Genomic DNA, 18,821 nt, shown 5'->3' on the forward strand with positions numbered 1-18,821 from the left:
GCTACAGCTCCCGCCGGAGGTCGATCATCCGGGTGAGTCCCAGGATCATCAGCAGCACGGCAGCCAAGAGCACCATGGCGTTGGCCGCGGCCGCCGGGAATTGCAGGTAGGCCATCTGCACCTGGATCACCTTGCCGACGCTGGCGATCTGCTGGCCGCCCATGACGCCGACGGTGACGAAGTCGCCCATCACCAGGGTCGTCACGAAGATCGTCCCGATGGCGATGCCGGGCTTGGCCAGCGGCAGGATCACGGTCCAGAGGATCTGTGCGCCGGACGCGCCGCAATCCCGCGCCGCCTCAATCAGGCGCCGGTCGATCCGCGCGAGACTGTTGAAGATCGGCACGATCATGAACACCGTGTCGAGGTGCACGAAGGCCAGGACAACCGCGAAGTCGGAGTAGAGCAGGCCCTCGATCGGCGCGCGGATCAGCCCGAGGGCACGGAGCGTGTCGTTGACGAGGCCGTTGCGGCCGAGCAGCGGGATCCACGAGATCATGCGGATCACGTTCGAGGTCCAGAACGGGATCGTGCAGAGCAGGAACAGCCCCATCCGCACCGTGCCGGAGCGGATATAGAAGGCCAGGAAGTAGGCGATGGCGAAGCCCAGCGGCAGGGTGATCGCCAGCGTCAGCGCGACGAACTTCACCGTCGAGAGATAGGTGCGCAGCGTGGTGCAGAGGTCGGCGGACAGGCAGCCGTCGAAGACGTCGGCGTAGTTCTGCAGGGTCAGCGCCGGGATGATCTCGTACTCGTTGTACTCCCACAGCGAGACGATCCCGGTGAGCACCAGCGGCACCACCAGGAAGGCGAGGAAGACGAGGGCCAGCGGCGCGGCCTGGAGATAGGCGAGGGTGCGCCGGCGCGGGCGGCCCGCAACGGTGGGGGCTGCGGTCCGCGCGGCGGTCTCGGCGGCGGGCAGGGCGAGATCGGTCATCGGATTCGCCCCACGCGCGCCGCCGCTTCCCTCCCCCTCTGCGGGCTCCGATGTTCACACATCGGCTTCCGCGAGGCGCACCGCGCCCCCTCTCCCGCACGGGAGAGGGGGCCCGCCTTCCATCCGGCAGCCGCGTGGCCGCGCAGGACGGGCGTCTCCGAGGGCCCGCGGAGGGAGAAGGACGGGGAGGGGGCGCCCACCGCCCTCACGCCGCGATGAACTCGTTCCACTTGCGCACCATGTAGGTGTTCTCGTCCATCACGGCGTTCCAGCAGGCGACCGCGCCCATCCGCGCGTCGAAGGAGCCGCCGTCGCGGGTGGCGCCGGCCTTCTCGATCAGGGTGCCGTCGGGACCGAGGATGTCCTTCTCGGCGGGCTTGCCCTCCATCCAGAAGGCCCATTCGTAGGGCTGCATGTTCGCCTGTGCGGTCTCCAGCACCGCCGAGTAGTAGCCCTGCCGGTTCAGGTAGGCCCCGGCCCAGCCGGACAGGAACCAGTTGATGAAATCGTAGGCGGCATCGAGCTTCTTGCCGCTCAGGGTCTTGGGGATGCCGAAGCCCGAGGCCCAGGCCCGGTAGCCTTCCTTCAACGGCTGATAGGTGCAGGGCACCCCCTGCGCGCGCACCTTCGTGACGGCGGGCGACCACATCGACTGGATCACCGTCTCGCCCGAGGCCATCAGGTTCACGGATTCGTTGAAATCCTGCCAGAAGGCGCGGAACTGGCCGGCGCGCTTGGCCTCGATCAGCACCTTGATGGTGCGGTCGATCTCAGGGCGCGTCATGTTGCCCTTGTCGCCGTAGGTGTAGTCGCCGGTCGCCTCCACCACCATCGCGGCGTCCATGATGCCGATGGACGGGATGTTGAGGATCGAGGCCTTGCCCTTGAAGGCCGGGTTCAGGAGCTCCTTCCAGCTCGTCACCGGGATCTTGATCAGGTCCGGCCGGATGCCCAGCGTGTCGGCGTTGTAGACGGTGGGGATCAGCGAGATCCACTCGGTCTGTTCGCCGGCAAATTTTTTCGAATCCTGGCCCTCCAGATAGAAGACCTTCCGGGGGGCCGTGCCCTGGTCGCCGATCTTCCGGCCCCCCACCTCGCCCTTGGTGAAGATCGACGAGATCTTGTCGGCCAGTTTGATCCGTTTGGCGTCCATGCCCTGGAGGTTGCCGGAGGGCAGGATCTTCTTGAGGCTGAAATACTCGGTGTCGACCAGGTCGAAGGAATTCGGCTGGGTGACGACGCGCTTGGTCACCTCGTCGGTCACCACCGGTATGTACTCGATGGTGAGGCCCAGATCCTCCTTCACCTTCCTGGCGATGTCGGCGGACTGGTTCACCGCGGTGCCGAGGTAGCGCAGGGTCACCGGCTCGGCGGCGTGCACCGCCGGGAAGCCGGTGACAGGCGTCGCGGCCAGCGCGGCGGCCCCCTTCAGGAGCGTGCGCCGGCTCGGCTTCGAGAAAGCATCCATCGTCGTCTCCGTACCGGTTACGCGTCGAGGCGGTGGGCGGCGGCCGCGTCCCAGCCGACCGGAATCGTGTCGCCCGGGCGCAGCGGGCGGGCCGCGAAATCCGCGTCGCTGAGGATCGCCGTGAGGGCGGCGGGGCTCTCAGGCGCGCGCTCCAGCCCCTCTGCGTCGAGGCCGACATGGACGCTGGTGCCCTGGTACTCGACAGCCACCACCCGGGCCGGCCGCGCGGCGGGGCCGGCCTCGGCGCCGAGGCGCATCCGGTCCGCCCGCACGGCGATGAGCCCGTCGGGCAGGCGGATCACGTTGTGGCCGCCGATGAACCGGGCCACGAAGGCGGTGGCCGGCCGCTCGAACACGGTGCGCGGGTCGGCGGCCTGCTCGATCCGCCCGGCATTCATCACCACCACGAGGTCGGAGAGCGCCATCGCCTCCTCCTGGCTGTGGGTGACGTGGATGAAGGTGAGGCCCAGCTCGGTCTGGATCCGCTTCAGCTCGACCCGCATCCGGACCCGCAGGAACGGGTCGAGCGCCGAGAGCGGCTCGTCGAGCAGCAGCACCTTCGGGCCGGTGACGAGGGCGCGGGCGAGCGCGACGCGCTGCTGCTGGCCGCCGGAGAGCTGGGCCGGCAGGCGCCCGGCGAGGTGGCCCATCTGCACGAGGTCGAGCATCGCCATGGCCTTGGCCCGGCGCTCCGCCTTGCCGATTCCGCGCATCCGCAGGCTGAAGGCGACGTTGTCCCGCGCATCGAGATGCGGGAACAGGGCGTAGCTCTGGAACATCATGGCGGTGCCGCGCTCGGACGGCGCCGCGTCGCCCACCGCCTTCGGGCCGATCACCACGTCGCCCGCGCTGGCGCGCTCGTGGCCGCCGATCATCCGGAGCGTCGTGGTCTTGCCGCAGCCGGAGGGGCCGAGCAGGCAGCAATAGGCCCCGGACGGCACCTTCAGGTCGATGGCATCGACCGCGGTCGCCGCGCCGTAGCGCTTGGTCAGGCCGATCAGCTCGACATTCATGTGAGGCTCGCCTGCTTCCGGCGATGTGCAAGATACAAGAGTGGCACGATCACTCTTGAAGGCCGCGACACGCCCCCTCTCCCGTGCGGGAGAGGGTAGGGGTGAGGGACGAGAACGTTCAGGACGGGGCACACCCTTGCCGTGCGCGCCCTATCCGGACGCCGCACGCCTCTCACCCTGTCCCTCTCCCGCACGGGAGAGGGGACCCGCGCTCGATCCGGTCGACGCCGCGTCCGCAACATCGATTCCCCCTGTGTCGCCCGCCATCCGACACCGGAGAGCAAGCGGCGGGCCAAGGCTACGCCTCCCGCCGCTCGGCCGGATCGACCGCCCGGTCCAGCACCCGCCCGCGGCCCGGCTCGGACAGGACCCGGCCGTCCTCGGCGATGACCTGCCCGCCCGCGATGGTCATCACCGGCCAGCCGGTGACCTCGAACCCCTCCCAGGGCGTGTAGTCGGAGCCGTGGTGCAGATTCGCCTGGCGGATGGTCTCGCGCCGGTTCGGGTCCCAGAGGGTCAGGTCGGCGTCGAAGCCCGGGGCGATCGAGCCCTTGCGCGGGTAGAGTCCGTAGAGCTTCGCGTGGTTCGTGGCGGTGAGCGCGGCGAACTGGTTGAGGCTGATGCGCCCCTTCGAGACGCCCTCGGAGAAGAACACCGGCAGCCGCGTCTCGATGCCGGGGATGCCGTTCGGGATCCAGCGGAAGGAGGTCTTACCCCGCGGATTCAGCTTGCCCTGCGGGTCGTCGTAGCGGAACGGGCAATGGTCGGACGAGACCACGTCGAAGATCCCGCGCCGGATCCCCGACCACACCGCCTCCTGGCTCTCGACGTCCCGCGTCGGCGGCGAGCAGACGTATTTCGACCCCGCCATGGGATCGTCCTGGCCGAGCCCCTTCATGTCTTCGGCCGTCAGGGTCAGGTATTGCGGGCAGGTCTCGGCCCGGATCTTCAGGCCCCGTCCCTGAGCCCAGGCGATCTGCTCGGTGGCCTCGCGGCCCGAGACGTGGACGATCACGATGGGCAGGTCGATCAGCTCGGCGTGGCTGATGGCCCGGTGGGCCGCCTCCCGCTCGACGATCTCGGGGCGCGACAGGGCGTGGCCATAGGGCCTGGTCTCGCCCGCCCGCTCCAGACGCTCGCTGAGGTAGCGGATCGCGTCGTAGCCCTCCGCGTGGACCATGACCCGGGCGCCCTGCCGCCGCGCGACGTGGAACACGTCGAGGAGCTGGCGGTCGTTCAGCACGAGGTCGTCGTAGGTCATGAAGACCTTGAACGAGGTGTAGCCGTCGGCGACCAAGGCCGGCAGCTCCTGGCCGAGCACCGCCTCGGTCGGGTCCGAGATGATCATGTGGATCGCCACGTCGACGTGGCACTGGCCCTCGGCCCTGGCCCGGTAGGCGTCGACCGCCCCGCGCAGGGAGGCGCCCCGGGGCTGGAGCGCGAAGGGCATCACGCAGGTGTTGCCGCCGGCCGCCGCCGCCCGGGTGGCGCTGGCGAAGTCGTCGGCCATGACGATGCCGGGGCCCGAATCCTGGGCGATGTGGACATGACTGTCGATGCCGCCGGGCAGGACCAGCAGGCCGGAGGCGTCGATCACCCGGGCGGCGTCGGCGATGCCCTCGGCCACAGCCACGATCCGGCCGCCGCGCACGCCGACATCCGCCCGCACCGTGTCGCTCGCCGTGACCACGGTCCCTCCGCGGATCGCCAGGTCGAATTCGGGCATGATGCGCTCTCCTCCGCGCCCGCGGGCGCCTGTCGGGACGGGCGGATGCATCGTCCGCGCCGATTCGGACGATGCGAGGAGGGCACAGCCGTCCGGCGGGGTCCAGAGCGTGGTCAGGGGGATCCCAAAGGGCTCACCCCTTTGGCAGGGGTTCGGGGGCGGTGCCTCTGAGGCCCCAGGGCTCCGCCCTGGACCCGCAAAAGGTCACGGACCTTTCGAAACCAAGATTTGGGTTCGGAGATTCGAGGGCGCGGCGTCGTGGAACTGACGCCAGACCCGCCGCATGTGGCGGGCCGAGCCGAAGCCCGCGCGGTCGGCGACCTGCTCCAGGGCAAGGTCGGTCTGGGCGATCAGGTCCCGGGCCAGCGCGATCCGGGCGCGGTTGACCGCATCGGTCACCGTCATCCCGGCATGGACCCGGAACAGCCGGGCGAGGTTGCGCGGGCTCGCCCCGGCGAGGCGGCCGAGGATCTCGGGGGACCAGGCGCGGGCGGGTTCGGCGGTGATCGCGTCCTGGGCGCGGTGCACCACCGGGTGCAGGTGGCTGCGGCCTTCGAGCCAGGGTGAGAGCTGCGGGTCGTCGGGGCCGCGCCGCATGTAGACCACCAGGGTCCGGGCCGCCGCCAGCGCCGCGGCCGGGCCGGCCCATTCGGCGACGAGATGGAGCATCAGGTCCACGCCCGCGGTCACGCCGGCGCTGCTGAACCGGTCCCGGTCCTGCACGAACAGCCTGTTCTCCAGCACCCGCGCCTGCGGCGCCAGGGCGGCGAGCCGGGCGCAGCTCGCGTGATGGGTGGTGCAGGCATAGCCGTCGAACAGGCCGGCCCGAGCCGCCAGCAGCGTACCGTCGCAGACCGTCACCAGGGTGTGGCCCGGCCGGACCGCGCCGCGCAGCCAGTCGACGATCCGCGCTTCGGCGGCGCCCTCGTCCGGATCGGCCTCGCCGCCGAGCACCCGGGCCGACGCGCCCGGCACGAGCACCACGGTGCCCGGCGCGATCGCCTCCGGCAGCGGCTCGGTGCCGCCGAGATCCAGACCGATCGAGCAGCGGGTGCGCGCCTGCGGCGCCACGTAGCGCACCGAGAACGCGACCCGCTCCTGAGCCGCCCCGGCGATGCGCAGGACCTCGACCGGTCCCGCGAGGTCGAGCAGCAGGGTGCGCGGCGGCAAGACCACGAGGACCGGGATGCGCCGCGCCGTCCCGCTCATGCCGCGACCGGCAAGTCCCGACCGGCGAGCGCCTGCTCCACCGTGGCGATGCGGGCGAAGCGGTCCATCAGCACCAGCTCGGTGCGGGCCTTGATGTCGTCCGCCGTGAACCGGCGTCCGGACGGATGGGTCATCGCGAAGGTCAGCGTCGCCTCGGTGACGTAATTCACCTGCCAGCCGCTGTCGGAGGCGTGGCGGGTGGTGGTCTCGCAGCATTGCTCGGTGCGGATGCCGGACACGATCAGGCGCCGTATGCCCTGCTGCGTCAGCCAGCCGGGCAGGCCGCTATCGACCAGGGCACTGTGCCGACGCTTGTGGAAGATCGCCGTCGGCGCGATCACGATCGGCTCCAGGGTGCGGACATGGCCGGAGGCGGCGGCGAAGGGACCGCTCTCGGCGAGGTGGAAGATCTGCAGGATCGGAATCCGGCGCGCCGCGGCACCGTCGATGAGCGTCTGCAGGCGCTCGGTGAAGGGCGCGACATCGGCGTCGTTCCAGAAGGGCCTGTGCCGGAAGGATTCCTGGACATCGATGACCAGCAGCGCAACATCGGACATTTCGTGTCTCCCGCTCGGTGAAGCGAGCCGCAGGATTCCTCGGCTTGACCCTGGGCGAAAGAAACCGCGCTGCCAGCCAGCGGACATATCCGGCCAATCTCCGGCGAGCAGGAGCACCGCATGACGGACCATCCCAGGACGATCTTCGTGCTGACCGGGGCCGGCGTCTCGGCCGAGAGCGGGCTCGGCACGTTCCGGGACCGCGGCGGGATCTGGGCGCGGTTCGACCCGATGCGGCTCGCCACCCCGGAGGCCTACGCGGCCGACCCCGACACGGTGCTCGACTTTTACGACCATCGCCGCCGCGGCGCGGTCGCGGCCGAGCCGAACGCCGCGCATGTCGCTCTGGCGCAGGCCGAGGCGCGGCTCGCCGCGCGGGGCGGGCGGCTGTTCCTGTGCACGCAGAACGTCGACGACCTGCACGAGCGGGCCGGCTCGCAGGCGGTCACCCACATGCACGGCGAATTGCTCAAGGCGCGCTGCTGCGCCTGCGGTGCGGTCACGCCGTGGCGCGCCGACCTGAGCCGGGCCGATCACTGCCCCGCCTGCGGCGCGTCGGGCCGGATGCGGCCGGACGTGGTCTGGTTCGGCGAGATGCCGATGCACCTCGACGCGATCGAGGCGGCGCTGGCCGGGGCGGACCTGTTCGTGGCCGTGGGCACGTCGGGGGCGGTCTACCCGGCGGCGGGCTACGTCCGGCAGGCCCGGGCGCTCGGCATCCCGACCTGCGAGGTCAATCTGGAGCCGTCCGACAACGCCGACGCCTTCGACGAGGCCCGGTACGGGCCGGCGAGCGCCGCGCTGCCGCGCTATCTGGCCGAACTCGGCCTCTAGGCGGGCCCGGGGGCGGCGGCGCGGGTCCATGAGGGTCCATGAGGGTTCTTGCGGGGACTCGGGACGGGCGACGGCCGGGTCCGACCGCGCGGCATTCGCGAGCCGGTTTGCCAAGATGTTGTGACAACAGGATTTTTCGATCCGTGATCGCCCGGATCCGGCCAGGATCAAAATCTTAAATGACGCGAATCACATCGGCGCGAGCTGTCAAGAACTGGTCGGGCAGTTGCCCACGGGTTACAACAGTCAAGCTCGGGATCGGCGTCGCGGCCTACCCGGGCGTTCGTTGAAGCCACAAGGGGAAGCAACTACCCATGCAGCACTTCACCGTAACCGACCGCGAGCGTGACACCGTCCTGGCGGCGCTGCGCTATTACCAGTTCTACCGGATGCAGGGTCATCCGTTCGATCCCCGCCAGGATCACCTGATCGACACCATCGCCGGCCGGGCCGGCGAGGCGCTGGACCTCGCCGAGATCGACGATCTCTGCGCCGGCCTGAACGGCAACCGGCACGCCCTCGCCGCCGCGGCGGCGGCCTAAGCACCTTCCGGGGCGGCCGAGGCCGTCCTCGACGACCCCGCGGCCGGCCCAGGGATGGGGCCGGAGGACGGGCCACCTCCGAGATGAGCGGGCTACCGCCGCCGGAGCGAATCCTCCTCACCGGGGCCGGGCTTCGCGCCCGCACGACACCCTGCCGACGCGCATCCGGGCCTGCCCGCAGCGCGTCGGTCCGACGGGCGGGGCCGCGCGGCGGCCCCCCCGAAAGGCCGGTTTCGCGTCCCGTCGAAACGTGGCCTAACGGATGCGCGACGGCCGCAGGGCCGCGCCTTCCGGGAGCGCCGAGGCCGATGATGCGGACGGGTTCGGGATGGATCCGCCGCGGCGCGCTGCGGGGCGCCGGCCTCCTGCTCCTCGGGCTGGCGCCCGCCAAGGCCGCACCCGAGAGCGTCGCCACCGCGCTGGTCGTCTCGGTGGACGTGTCGCAATCCGTCGACGAATCCCGCTTCCGGCTCCAGATGGAGGGCATCGCGGAGGCCTTGGAGGATCCGTCGGTGATCGGCGCGATCACCGGCAATCCGGGCGGGATCCTGTTCGCGATGGTGACCTGGGCGGACCGGGCGAACCTCGCGGTCGGCTGGCGGCGGATCGCCAACCGCGTCGATGCTGCGGCGACCGCCGCCCTCGTCCGGGCCACGCCCCGGCAGGCCGGCGAGTTCACCTGCCTCGGCCAGATGTTCCGCACGGTGACCGACGCCGTGCTCCCGACGCTCCCGATCCCGGCCGAGCGCGTGGTGGTCGACGTCTCCGGCGACGGGATCGACAATTGCACCGACGCCGACAGCCTCGCGGAGGCGCATGCGGCGCTGCTCGCCACCGGCGCGACGGTCAACGGCCTGCCGATCCTTGTGCCGGGCGAGAACGACGTCGTCGGGGCCGGGGCCTATCGGGCGCCGGGCTACGGCCTGCTCCCGACCCCGCTGCCGCAGGAACGCACGAGCCTGGAGCAATGGTACCGCGCCCACGTCATCGGCGGCCCGGGGGCGTTCCTGCTGGCGGCCGCCGGTTACGGCGATTTCTCGCGGGCGTTGCGGCGGAAGTTCGTGATCGAGATCAGCGCGCTGGGCCGGTGAGGCGGCAAAGCCAGCCAGGGCTCACGTCGAACCCTTCCCCTCATCCTCAGGTGACCGCGCAGCGGGCCTCAGGATGAGAGAGGTGGATTGGATCGATGCGGGAGCGGCCAGCCTCGCGCATCGAACCCGTCAGCCCGTTTTATGAAGTGCCTCAGGGTGTCTTCTTCAACTGCTGCTCGACGCGGGACAGGGCCGCCTCGCAGCCCTTGGCGTCACCCTTCGAATCGGCCGTGCGCGCCTCTTCGAGGGCGACCTGCGCCTGCTGGGCGGCGTCCGCGCCCTGGCCGGCCTGGGCCGACTTCTCCGGCGGCGCCTGCGGCGACTCGTTCGCCCGCTGTCCCTCCGTCCCGGTGAGCCCCTCGCCGCCGCGCTTGGCGGCGTTGCCCTGGCCGCTGGTGTTGGCCGAGATCGACTGGCTCACCTCGGACTGGACGCGCTTCGACACGCTGTCGATCCGGTCGCCGCAGGGCGAGGCGAGGGCGGGGGCCGCCGTCAGGATCAGGGTCAGGCAGGCCGTCAAGGCGGGACGCATCATCGGGTCGGGTACTTTCCAAAAAGAAGGGGCCGCGGGTTCCCCCACGGCCCCAACGTCTCGCGACGGGTGACGGTTCAGGCGCTCAGCTGATCGCGGATCGGCAGCTGCCGGACCCGGCGGCCGGTGGCCGCGAAGATCGCGTTGGCGATCGCCGGCGCCACCGGCGGCACGCCGGGCTCGCCGACGCCGCCGAGCGGCCCGTCATAGGAACCGGTCGGCACGAGGTGCACGCGGACCACCTTCGGGGCGGCGTCGATCCGGAGGACCTCGTAACCGTCGAAGTTGTTCTGCACCGCGCGGCCCTGCTTGAAGGTGATCTCGGAGGTGAGCGCCAGCCCCATCCCCATGACCACCGCACCCTCCATCTGCGAACGGATGCGCTCCGGGTTCACCTGCGGCCCGCAATCGACCGCGATGTCGATCGCCTTCACCTTCACCTGGCCCTTGTCGTCGACCTCCACCTCGGCCGCCACCGCCGTGTAGGTGACGAAGCTGTAGTGGCCGGCGACGCCGAGGCCGCTGCCCTTGGGCATCTGCCGCCCCCAACCCGCGCCCTTGGCGGCCGCCTCGATCACGCCGCGCAGGCGGCCGGTCTCGATCGGGTAGCGCTTGGGATCCTCGCCGTAGTTCCAGACGTCGCCGATCTCGGTCGGGCTGATCTTGCGATCGGGTCCGATGAGGTCGAGCAGGTACTCCTTCGGCTCGCGGCCGGCGGCGTGCGCCAGCTCCGACACGAAGGACTGGATCGCGAAGGCGTGCGGGATGTTCGACACCGAGCGGAACCAGCCGATCCGGACATGGGCGGCGGCCTCGGGGTTCTCCAGCCGCATGTTCGGGATGTTGAGCGGCGTGTTGACCAGCCCCATCCCGAGCTCGAACGGCAGCTCGTGCTTCGGATCGGGCGCGAAGATCGAGCCGATCGTCGGTGCCACCGAGCGGTGCAGCCAGGCCACCGGCATGCCCTTCTCGTCGAGGCCGGCCTCCAGGTGCTCCACCGAGATCGTGTGATAGAAGCCGTGATGGAGGTCGTCCTCGCGGGTCCAGGCGAGCTTCACCGGCGCGCCGCCGACAGCCTGCGAGCAGAGCGCCGCCTCGACCACGTAATCGGGCTTGGACTTGCGTCCGAACCCGCCGCCGAGCAGCGTCACGTTCACCTTGACCTTGTCGTCGGGCAGCTTGAGCGCCTTCATCAGGCGGTCGTTGGCCGCCTGCGGACCCTGCACGCAGGCCCAGGCCTCGCAGAACCCGTCCTTCACGCGGGCGACCGCCGCCGGGGGCTCCATCGGGGCCTGCGCGAGGTGGGGCACGAAGTACTCGGCCTGGACGCGCGTCTTGGCCTTGGCCAGGGCGCCGTCGACGTCGCCCTGCGTGCGCACGACCTTGCCGGGCTTGCGGGCGGCGGCCTCAAGCTCCTTGCGGAACGCGTCGGTGTCGTAGCCGGCGTTCGGGCCGTCGTCCCAGGTGATCTTGAGGGCGTCCCGCGCCTTCATGGCCGACCACGTGTTCTTGGCCACCACCGCCACGCCGCCGAGCGGCATGAACTCGGACGGGATCTCGCCGCCGTCGATCTTGAAGATCTTCACGACGCCCGCGACCTTCTTGGCCTCGCTGTCGTCGACCGACTTCACCTTGCCGCCGTAGACCGGCGGGCGCGCGACGACCGCGTACAGCATCCCGTCGAGCTTGGTGTCGAGGCCGTAGATCGCCTTGCCGGTGGTGATGTCGAAGTTGTCGATCAGCCCGACCTTGCCGGTGCCGATGTAGCGGAAGTCCTTGGGGTCCTTCAGCTTGACGTCGGTCGGAACCGGAAGCTCGGCGGCGGCCTGAGCCACCGCGCCGTAGCCGAGGGTGCGGCCCGACTTGGCGTGGCTCAGCGTGTGGTTGACGGCCGTCACCTCGGAAGCCGGCACGCCCCACTGCTTGGCGGCGGCCTGGATCAGCATCAGCCGAGCGGCGGCGCCGGCGTGGCGGAAATGCTGGAAGAAGTGGCGGGTCGAGCGCGAGCCGTCCGTGTCCTGGTTTCCGAAGCGGGTCTCGTCGCCCCAGGCCTGGACCACCTTCACCTTCGACCAGTCGGCCTCCAGCTCGTCGGCGACCGTGAAGGCCACCGAGGTGCGGATGCCCTGGCCCATGTCGGAGCGATGGTTGGTCACCGTGACGGTGCCGTCCGGCGCGATCGCGACGAAGACCTTCGGATCGTCGCGCCAGCCGTGCGGCATGCCGTCGGCGCCGAATTTTTGGGCCTTCTGCTCGGCGGTCTGGGTCTCGTCGGCTCGCGCCGGACGCAGCGAGAGGGCCAGAACGAGAGCGCCGGCGCCACCGAGGATCCCGCGGCGGCTGACATTGTCGAGGGCCGGCTTGGTGCCGGCGGCGAGCTGGGCGCTCATCTTCGCGTCGTGGATCACAGGCGCTCTCCCTTGGTGGCGGGCGCCGGCTGGCCGGCAGCCTGATGGATCGCGGCGCGGATGCGCGGGTAGGTGCCGCAGCGGCAGATGTTGCCGCTCATCGTGTCGTCGATGTCCTGATCGGACGGCTTCGGCGTGTCCTTCAGGAGCGCGGCGGCCTGCATGATCTGGCCGCACTGGCAGAAGCCGCACTGGGCGACGTTCTGGTCGCGCCACGCCACCTGCACCGGGTGGTTGCCGTCCGGCGACAGCCCCTCGATGGTGACGACCTCCTGGCCGGCGGCGGCCGAGACCGGGGTGATGCAGGCACGGGTCGCCGTCCCGCCGAGATGGATGGTGCAGGCCCCGCAGAGCGAGACGCCACAGCCGAATTTCGTGCCGGTGAGCCCGAGTTCGTCCCGCAGGTACCACAGCAGCGGCATGTCGGGGTCGCCGTCGAAGCTGCGCGCAGCCCCGTTCACGGTGAGTTTGATCATCGTTGCGTCCTGTCTGGCGGCGCCGGAGCGGCGATCAGTCGGGTCTGAGCCGGGCCGGAGGCCAAGGCCGGATTTGCCAGCTAACGTTCACCGATGCGGCCGGGCCGCCGGGCTAACGCTCAAGCTCAGAATAATAAGTATTCTAAATCAGGCCTCGGGCCGGGCGCAACGCAGGGACGGGGCCGGTCATCCGCGAGTGGTTGCGCTCAGGACATGCCGCGTGCGGCGGCGCACATCGTCAGGGCATGCGATCATAGGCAGCATGCCTCACGCGGGGCACGACGTGATCCACGACCGCGCGCACCCGGTGCGCGTGGCGTGCCGGGTGGCTTCGCTCCGCTCGCACAGGGAGCGCAGGGCCCTCGCTCCTCGAGACCTTGTCCGCGCCGATCGGACGCACTTGGCCGTTCTACGGAATAGGAGGGCCGGCCCATACCCGGGCTTTTCCCCACCCGGGTGCCGGTCTCGTGGGCCGCGCTGACCTTGAGGTCGATGCCGGTCCTCTGCATCGCTAAGTGGACGGCCCGCAGCGCATCGATGCCGGCCCCGAGACTCTCGCACGGCTCTTCGGGCCGACCGATCGTGAAGCGGCAGATCCCGTGCCCGTCCGTGTCTTCCGGCGCTCGAGCCGGACCCGCGCCGGGAATGTCCGCCACCGGCCCACGGATCGTCAGGACGCGCGTGCCGATGACCATGGCGGCGTGGTCCTCACACCGTGACCTGCGTGCCGACCTCCACGACCCGCCCGGTGGGGATCTGGAAGAAGTCCGTGGCGTCGTTCGCGTTCTTGGCGAGGGTGATGAAGATCCGGTCCTGCCAGAGCGGCATGCCCGAATGCGCCGCCGGCCGGATCGAGCGGCGCGACAGGAAGAACGACGTCGCCATGATGTCGAACTTGAAGCCCTGGCGGCGCAGCAGCACCAGCGTCTTCGGGATGTTCGGCGTCTCCATGTAGCCGAACTTCATCACGACCTGGTAGAAATGCGGGCCAACCGGCTCGATCCGCACCTTGTCGGCCTCGTTGGAGCGGGGCGTGTCCACCGTCTCGACGGTGAGGATCACGTTCTTCTCGTGCAGCACCTTGTTGTGCTTGAGGTTGTGCAGGAGCGCGGCCGGGGCGATCTCGGGATCGCTCGTCAGGAACACCGCGGTGCCGCGCACGTGGTGGGGCGGGCTCTTCTCCAGCATGCCGACCAGTTCCACGAGCGGCACGTCGGTCTTGCGGGTCTTGTTGAACAGGATCGTGACGCCCCGCACCCAGGTCCACATCAGGATGATGAGGCCGCCGGCGAGCAGCAGCGGCACGTAGCCTCCTTCCACCACCTTGATCAGGTTTGACAGCAGGAACAGGAACTCCAGGACGATGAAGGGCAGCATCACGGCGGCCGCCGCCACCGGCGACCATTTCCACATGCGCCACATCACCAGGAAGGTCAGCGAGGCGGTGAGCAGCATCGTACCGGTCACCGCGATGCCGTAGGCCGAGGCCAGCGACGAGGAGGTCTTGAACAGCACCGCCAGCAGGACGACGCCCACCATCAGCAGCCCGTTGATCTGCGGCAGGTAGATCTGCCCGGCATGCGACTCGGAGGTATGGCGGATCTCCAGTCGCGGCAGCAGGCCGAGCTGGATCGCCTGCCGGGATAACGAGAAGGCGCCGGTGATCACCGCCTGGCTCGCCACCACGGTGGCGATCGTGGCGAGGATCACCATCGGCAGCAGGCCCCAGGCCGGCACCAGCTGGAAGAACGGGTCGGCGGTGTCGGGCTTCTCCAGCACCAGGGCCGCCTGCCCGAGATAGTTGAGGGCGAGCGCCGGGAAGACGAGGCCGATCCAGGCCAGCTGGATCGGCTTGCGGCCGAAATGGCCGAGATCGGCAAACAGCGCCTCGGCCCCGGTCACCGCCAGGAACACCGCGCCCAAGGCCACCAGCGCCCCGGTGCCATGGCCGAGCAGGTAGTTCACGGCGTGCCAGGGATTGACGGCGCGGAACACCTCCGGGTGCAGGCCGATATGCGGCAGTGCCGCCAGCGCCATGGCGAGGAACCACACGATGGTCACCGGCCCGAAGAAGGCCGCGACCTTGCCGGTCCCGCGGTTCTGCACGAGGAACAGCGCGACGATGATCACCACGGTGATCGGCAGCACGTAATCGTCGAGGGCGGGGGTGACGAGCTTCAGGCCCTCCACCGCCGAGAGCACCGAGATCGCCGGGGTGATCACCGCGTCGCCGTAGAACAGCGAGGCGCCCATCAATCCCAGCATGAACACGATGCGCGAGCCGCCCAGCGCCTTCCGGGCGAGCGCCATCAGCGAGAGGATGCCGCCCTCGCCGTTGTTGTCCATGCGCAGCAGGATCGCGACGTATTTCACGGTCACGATCATGAACAGCGCCCAGAGGATCAGCGAGACGGTGCCGATCACCTCCTCGGGCAGCAGGATGCCGTCGGTGCGGGCGGGGACCAGCGCCTCGCGGAAGGCGTAGAGCGGGCTGGTGCCGATATCCCCGTAGACGACGCCGACGGAGCCGACGAGGAGCGTCCAGAAGCCGGCATGGCCGTGGCGCGTCTCCGCCTTCTCGGGGGCATCGAGGGTGCCGGAGGTCGCCGGCCCGTGCATGGGCGTCTGGCCGGCCGTCTCGTCAGACGCCGCGGCGGCCTCCCGCGCGGCGTCGGGCGCTGCGGGCGCGGGCTGGGCTGCTACGCCGGGTGCGAAGTTGTGGCTCATGGGGATGTCGGAAGCTCGGGCGTGGCCGGCGCTTCGCGGTTCGGCTCAGGGGCCAGTCGGGGCCGGGCAGAACACGCGAACACTCCGCCGAACCGTGCGGGCCGGCCACCGGGCCGACCGCTCGCGGGATCGTGTGGCCTTGCTATCATGCCCTCGTGCGGCCGGAAACCGTGTGCCTCTGCGAAGATCGCGGAGCTGGGTCTCGGTGCGATTCAGGTCCGAATGCGATGCGCCGGAGGCGCGACACGCTCGCGCGCCGGCCCGATGCGCCTCCGGATCAAGCGCCTGAACCGACGCGGGTTCTTGTTTCCGGGCCCGCCCATGGAGCCCCGGAATGCCGGTGCGGCGGGAGGTGTCCTCTCGGGCGAGGACAGACTTCACCGAGCCGCGACGGGAGCGGGCCGGGGGTGTTTACCCCCGCACCGCGCCTCACTCGGCGGCGGTGCGCGTCCCGCCCTGCTGACCGAATCGGCGCTGGATGTAGTCGATCACGATCGTCTCGAAATCCTTGGCCAGCGTCGGGCCGCGCAGGGTCATGGCCTTCTTGCCGTCGATGAAGACCGGCGCGGTCGGGGTCTCGCCGGTGCCGGGCAGCGAGATGCCGATATCGGCATGCTTCGATTCGCCCGGGCCGTTCACGATGCAGCCCATCACGGCGACGTTCAGCCCCTCGACGCCCGGATAGGACTTCTTCCACTCCGGCATGGAGGTGACGATCCAGTTCTGGATGTCCCGGGCGAGTTCCTGGAAGGTGGTCGAGGTCGTGCGACCGCAGCCCGGGCAGGCCGCCACCATCGGCACGAAGGTGCGGAACCCCATCGTCTGCAGGAGTTCCTGGCTGGCCTTGACCTCGACGGTCCGGTCGCCGCCGGGCTCTGGGGTGAGCGAGTAGCGGATCGTGTCGCCGATGCCCTCCTGGAGGAGCACGCCGATGGCGGCGGAGGCGGCCACGAGACCCTTCGAGCCCATGCCGGCCTCGGTGAGGCCGAGATGGATCGCGTAATCCGAACGGCGCGCCACCTCGCGGTAGACGGCGATCAGGTCCTGCACGGCCGAGACCTTGGCCGAGAGGATGATCTTGTTCTGCGGCAGGCCGAGTTCCACGGCGCGGTCGGCTGAGCTGATCGCCGAGCGGACCATCGCCTCGCGCATCACCGCGCGGGCATCGATCGGCCGCGGCGCCTTGGCGTTCTCGTCCATCAGGTGGGTGAGCAGCTCGCCGTCGAGCGAGCCCCAGTTGGCGCCGATCCGCACGGTCTTGTTGTGCTTGATCGCCTGCTCGATGATCGCCGAGAACTGGGTGTCCTTCTTGTCCTTGAAGCCGACGTTCCCGGGATTGATCCGGTACTTGGCGAGCGCCTCGGCGCAGGCCGGGTGGTCGGCGAGCAGCTTGTGGCCGATGTAGTGGAAGTCGCCCACCAGCGGGACGTGGACGCCGATCCGGTCGAGGCGCTCGCGGATCTTCGGCACCGCCGCCGCCGCCTCGTCCCGGTCGACCGTGATGCGCACCAGCTCCGAGCCGACCCGGGCGAGCTGGGCGACCTGCGCCACCGTGGCGTCGATGTCGGCCGTGTCGGTGTTGGTCATCGACTGGACGACGATCGGCGCGCCGCCGCCGACCGTGACCGCGCCTTCGCCCTCGCCGACCGTCACGCCGACGGTGCGGTGGCGCGGCGCGGGGCCGGCGATTTCCGGGCCGCCACCGGCCAGCGGGTTGTCGGCGGCAGGGCTTTCGGAACGGGTGGCTTCCATGACTTCCATCGTGGACCTTCGCGGGCGCGCCTCACGGGACGCCGGAGCCTGAGGGCTGCCGGGTCTGTCCCGGGACACGCTTCGCCGGAACTTCGGGGCTGTCGCGGGTTAGCTGCGGACGACCCGGCGCCGCGTCAAGCCGGCGCCACGCAGGACAGCATCGCGCATGACAGCATCGCGGCTGTCATGTCGTATCCGGGCGCGGATGTCGAGTTTGCTGCACGTCCGCGCGGCGTTTGCCTTCGGCGCCATCGGGATTTCGTCCGCCTCTGTTGCCGATTCGCTCGGGTCGGCGGGGGCGCGGGCCGCGGGCCGCAGGCACGGCCGACGGTTGATGCTGCAATGCAGCATCCCATCTAAGCGGCCGGACCAGGAGGCCGACATGAGCGAGCAATCCGGCGGCGAGCCGCACAATCCGGCCACCGCCGTCCCCGAGTCACCCGTCTCGGACGTGATCGAGGCGCAGTCCGCCCAGGGGTCGGGCCACGTGCTGGCCGGGCCCAAGGCGGAGAAGCCGGTGGCCCTGGCGCTGCAGGGCGGCGGTGCGCACGGCGCCTTCACCTGGGGCGTCCTCGATGCGCTGATCGAAGATGGGCGTCTGGGCTTCGAGGCGGTCACGGGGGCGAGCGCGGGAGCGATGAATGCCGTCGTCCTCGTGGATGGCTGGCTCAAGGGCGGCCCGGACGGAGCCCGCGAGGGTCTGGAGCGGTTCTGGCGCGAGGTCAGCCTCGACGGCGACCTGGGCCCGGCCCAGCGCAACTTCGTCAGCGGCCTGTTCAGCCTGTGGAAGGGCAATCCGGTGGCCGAGTTCTGGGCCAAGATGCTGGCGCCGAGCCCCTACGTGTCGAACCCGCTCAACATCAACCCGCTGCGCAAGGCGCTGGCCGAGCAGGTCGATTTCGACCGCCTGCGCGAGGCCGACACGGCGGGCCTGTTCGTCTCGGCCACCAATGTGTGGACGGGCAAGCTCGCGGTCTTCGAGCGTGAGCGGCTGACCGTCGATCACCTGATGGCTTCGGCCTGCCTGCCCACCGTCTTCCAGGCGGTGGAGATCGATGGCGTGCCTTATTGGGACGGCGGCTATCTCGGCAATCCGCCGCTCTACCCCCTGCATCGCGGCGCCCAGACCCGCGACATCGTGCTCGTGCAGATCAACCCCGTGGAGCGGCGGGAGACCCCGCGCACGGAGGCCGAGATCCGCGACCGGCTGAACGAGATCACCTTCAACGCCAACCTGATGCGGGAATTGCGGGCGATCGACTTCCTCGACGGGCTGATCGAGGAAGGCGTTCTCGGCCAGGGCCAGTATCGCCGGGTCCTGGTGCACCGCATCGACGGGACCGACGCTTTGGAGGACTACAACGCCGCCTCCAAGCTCGACGCCCGCTGGACCGTCTTCAAGCGCCTGCGCGACAAGGGCCGCGCCGCCGCGCAAGCCTGGCTCGCGGAGAATTATGACGCAGTGGGCCGAGACTGTACGGTCGACCTGCAGCAGGCATATCAATGAGGTGATCCCCCGTCCGACCTGGCCCGTTGCGGCCGCGGGACG

General features: G+C 70.2%; 16 protein-coding genes. 4 read left to right on the forward strand and 12 right to left on the reverse strand.

Annotated features, from left to right (window positions below; all coding sequences use genetic code 11):
• Position 1: 1 nt before the first annotated feature.
• The 6 genes from PQI07_RS12430 to PQI07_RS12455 all read right to left on the reverse strand — a co-directional run bounded on the left by PQI07_RS12430 (position 2) and on the right by PQI07_RS12455 (position 6,910).
• Complete coding sequence (locus tag PQI07_RS12430; protein ID WP_043759208.1) at positions 2 to 937, reverse strand: ABC transporter permease; 936 nt, start codon at positions 935 to 937, stop codon at positions 2 to 4.
• A 205-nt stretch (positions 938 to 1,142) separates the two neighbouring features.
• The gene (locus tag PQI07_RS12435) at positions 1,143 to 2,405 is read right to left on the reverse strand and encodes an ABC transporter substrate-binding protein (protein ID WP_043386400.1); all 1,263 of its coding nucleotides are present in this window, start codon (positions 2,403 to 2,405) and stop codon (positions 1,143 to 1,145) included.
• 17 nt (positions 2,406 to 2,422) lie between these two features.
• On the reverse strand, positions 2,423 to 3,418 hold the full coding sequence (locus PQI07_RS12440) for an ABC transporter ATP-binding protein (RefSeq protein ID WP_075380878.1): 996 nt from the start codon (positions 3,416 to 3,418) through the stop codon (positions 2,423 to 2,425).
• A 298-nt stretch (positions 3,419 to 3,716) separates the two neighbouring features.
• Positions 3,717 to 5,144, reverse strand: coding sequence for a dihydropyrimidinase (gene hydA, locus PQI07_RS12445; RefSeq protein ID WP_043759206.1), 1,428 nt, complete (start codon positions 5,142 to 5,144; stop codon positions 3,717 to 3,719).
• Between the two features lie 204 nt (positions 5,145 to 5,348).
• A complete protein-coding gene (locus PQI07_RS12450) occupies positions 5,349 to 6,353 on the reverse strand; it encodes a GlxA family transcriptional regulator (RefSeq protein ID WP_053609114.1) in 1,005 nt (334 codons plus the stop codon).
• Positions 6,350 to 6,910: an isochorismatase family protein gene (locus tag PQI07_RS12455; RefSeq protein WP_053609115.1), complete on the reverse strand. Its 561-nt coding sequence runs from the start codon at positions 6,908 to 6,910 to the stop codon at positions 6,350 to 6,352. The genes PQI07_RS12450 and PQI07_RS12455 overlap by 4 nt, the downstream gene beginning before the upstream one ends.
• A 120-nt stretch (positions 6,911 to 7,030) precedes the next feature.
• Here PQI07_RS12455 and PQI07_RS12460 point away from each other — a divergent pair, with 120 nt between their 5' ends.
• The 3 genes from PQI07_RS12460 (at position 7,031) to PQI07_RS12470 (ending at position 9,377) form a co-directional block, all read left to right on the forward strand.
• Positions 7,031 to 7,744: an SIR2 family NAD-dependent protein deacylase gene (locus PQI07_RS12460; protein WP_053609116.1), complete on the forward strand. Its 714-nt coding sequence runs from the start codon at positions 7,031 to 7,033 to the stop codon at positions 7,742 to 7,744.
• Positions 7,745 to 8,058: 314 nt separating this feature from the next.
• Positions 8,059 to 8,286, forward strand: a complete 228-nt coding sequence (locus tag PQI07_RS12465; RefSeq protein WP_043352204.1) for a hypothetical protein — start codon at positions 8,059 to 8,061, stop codon at positions 8,284 to 8,286.
• 311 nt (positions 8,287 to 8,597) lie between these two features.
• On the forward strand, positions 8,598 to 9,377 hold the full coding sequence (locus PQI07_RS12470; protein WP_043385316.1) for a DUF1194 domain-containing protein: 780 nt from the start codon (positions 8,598 to 8,600) through the stop codon (positions 9,375 to 9,377).
• A 151-nt stretch (positions 9,378 to 9,528) separates the two neighbouring features.
• Here PQI07_RS12470 and PQI07_RS12475 read toward each other — a convergent pair whose 3' ends face one another.
• From PQI07_RS12475 to ispG, 6 genes are all read right to left on the reverse strand, one after another.
• On the reverse strand, positions 9,529 to 9,912 hold the full coding sequence (locus PQI07_RS12475) for a hypothetical protein (RefSeq protein ID WP_274926722.1): 384 nt from the start codon (positions 9,910 to 9,912) through the stop codon (positions 9,529 to 9,531).
• 74 nt (positions 9,913 to 9,986) lie between these two features.
• Entirely contained in the window at positions 9,987 to 12,317 is a 2,331-nt protein-coding gene (locus PQI07_RS12480; RefSeq protein ID WP_274926723.1) for a xanthine dehydrogenase family protein molybdopterin-binding subunit, read from the reverse strand.
• Complete coding sequence (locus tag PQI07_RS12485) at positions 12,314 to 12,793, reverse strand: (2Fe-2S)-binding protein (RefSeq protein WP_043385201.1); 480 nt, start codon at positions 12,791 to 12,793, stop codon at positions 12,314 to 12,316. Before PQI07_RS12485 ends, PQI07_RS12480 begins: the two co-directional genes overlap by 4 nt.
• Positions 12,794 to 13,044: 251 nt before the next feature.
• On the reverse strand, positions 13,045 to 13,488 hold the full coding sequence (locus tag PQI07_RS37865) for a DUF6968 family protein (RefSeq protein ID WP_446720950.1): 444 nt from the start codon (positions 13,486 to 13,488) through the stop codon (positions 13,045 to 13,047).
• Positions 13,489 to 13,501: 13 nt separating this feature from the next.
• Entirely contained in the window at positions 13,502 to 15,520 is a 2,019-nt protein-coding gene (locus PQI07_RS12490; RefSeq protein WP_274926724.1) for a potassium transporter Kup, read from the reverse strand.
• Positions 15,521 to 15,949: 429 nt separating this feature from the next.
• Positions 15,950 to 17,281: a flavodoxin-dependent (E)-4-hydroxy-3-methylbut-2-enyl-diphosphate synthase gene (gene ispG / locus PQI07_RS12495; RefSeq protein WP_043356351.1), complete on the reverse strand. Its 1,332-nt coding sequence runs from the start codon at positions 17,279 to 17,281 to the stop codon at positions 15,950 to 15,952.
• 373 nt (positions 17,282 to 17,654) lie between these two features.
• Here ispG and PQI07_RS12500 point away from each other — a divergent pair, with 373 nt between their 5' ends.
• Positions 17,655 to 18,779, forward strand: coding sequence for a patatin-like phospholipase family protein (locus tag PQI07_RS12500; protein ID WP_179697213.1), 1,125 nt, complete (start codon positions 17,655 to 17,657; stop codon positions 18,777 to 18,779).
• Positions 18,780 to 18,821: the final 42 nt, after the last annotated feature.

The organism is Methylobacterium sp. 092160098-2 (assembly GCF_028920805.1).
In the GTDB taxonomy this organism is placed as follows: Bacteria; Pseudomonadota; Alphaproteobacteria; order Rhizobiales; family Beijerinckiaceae; genus Methylobacterium; species Methylobacterium fujisawaense.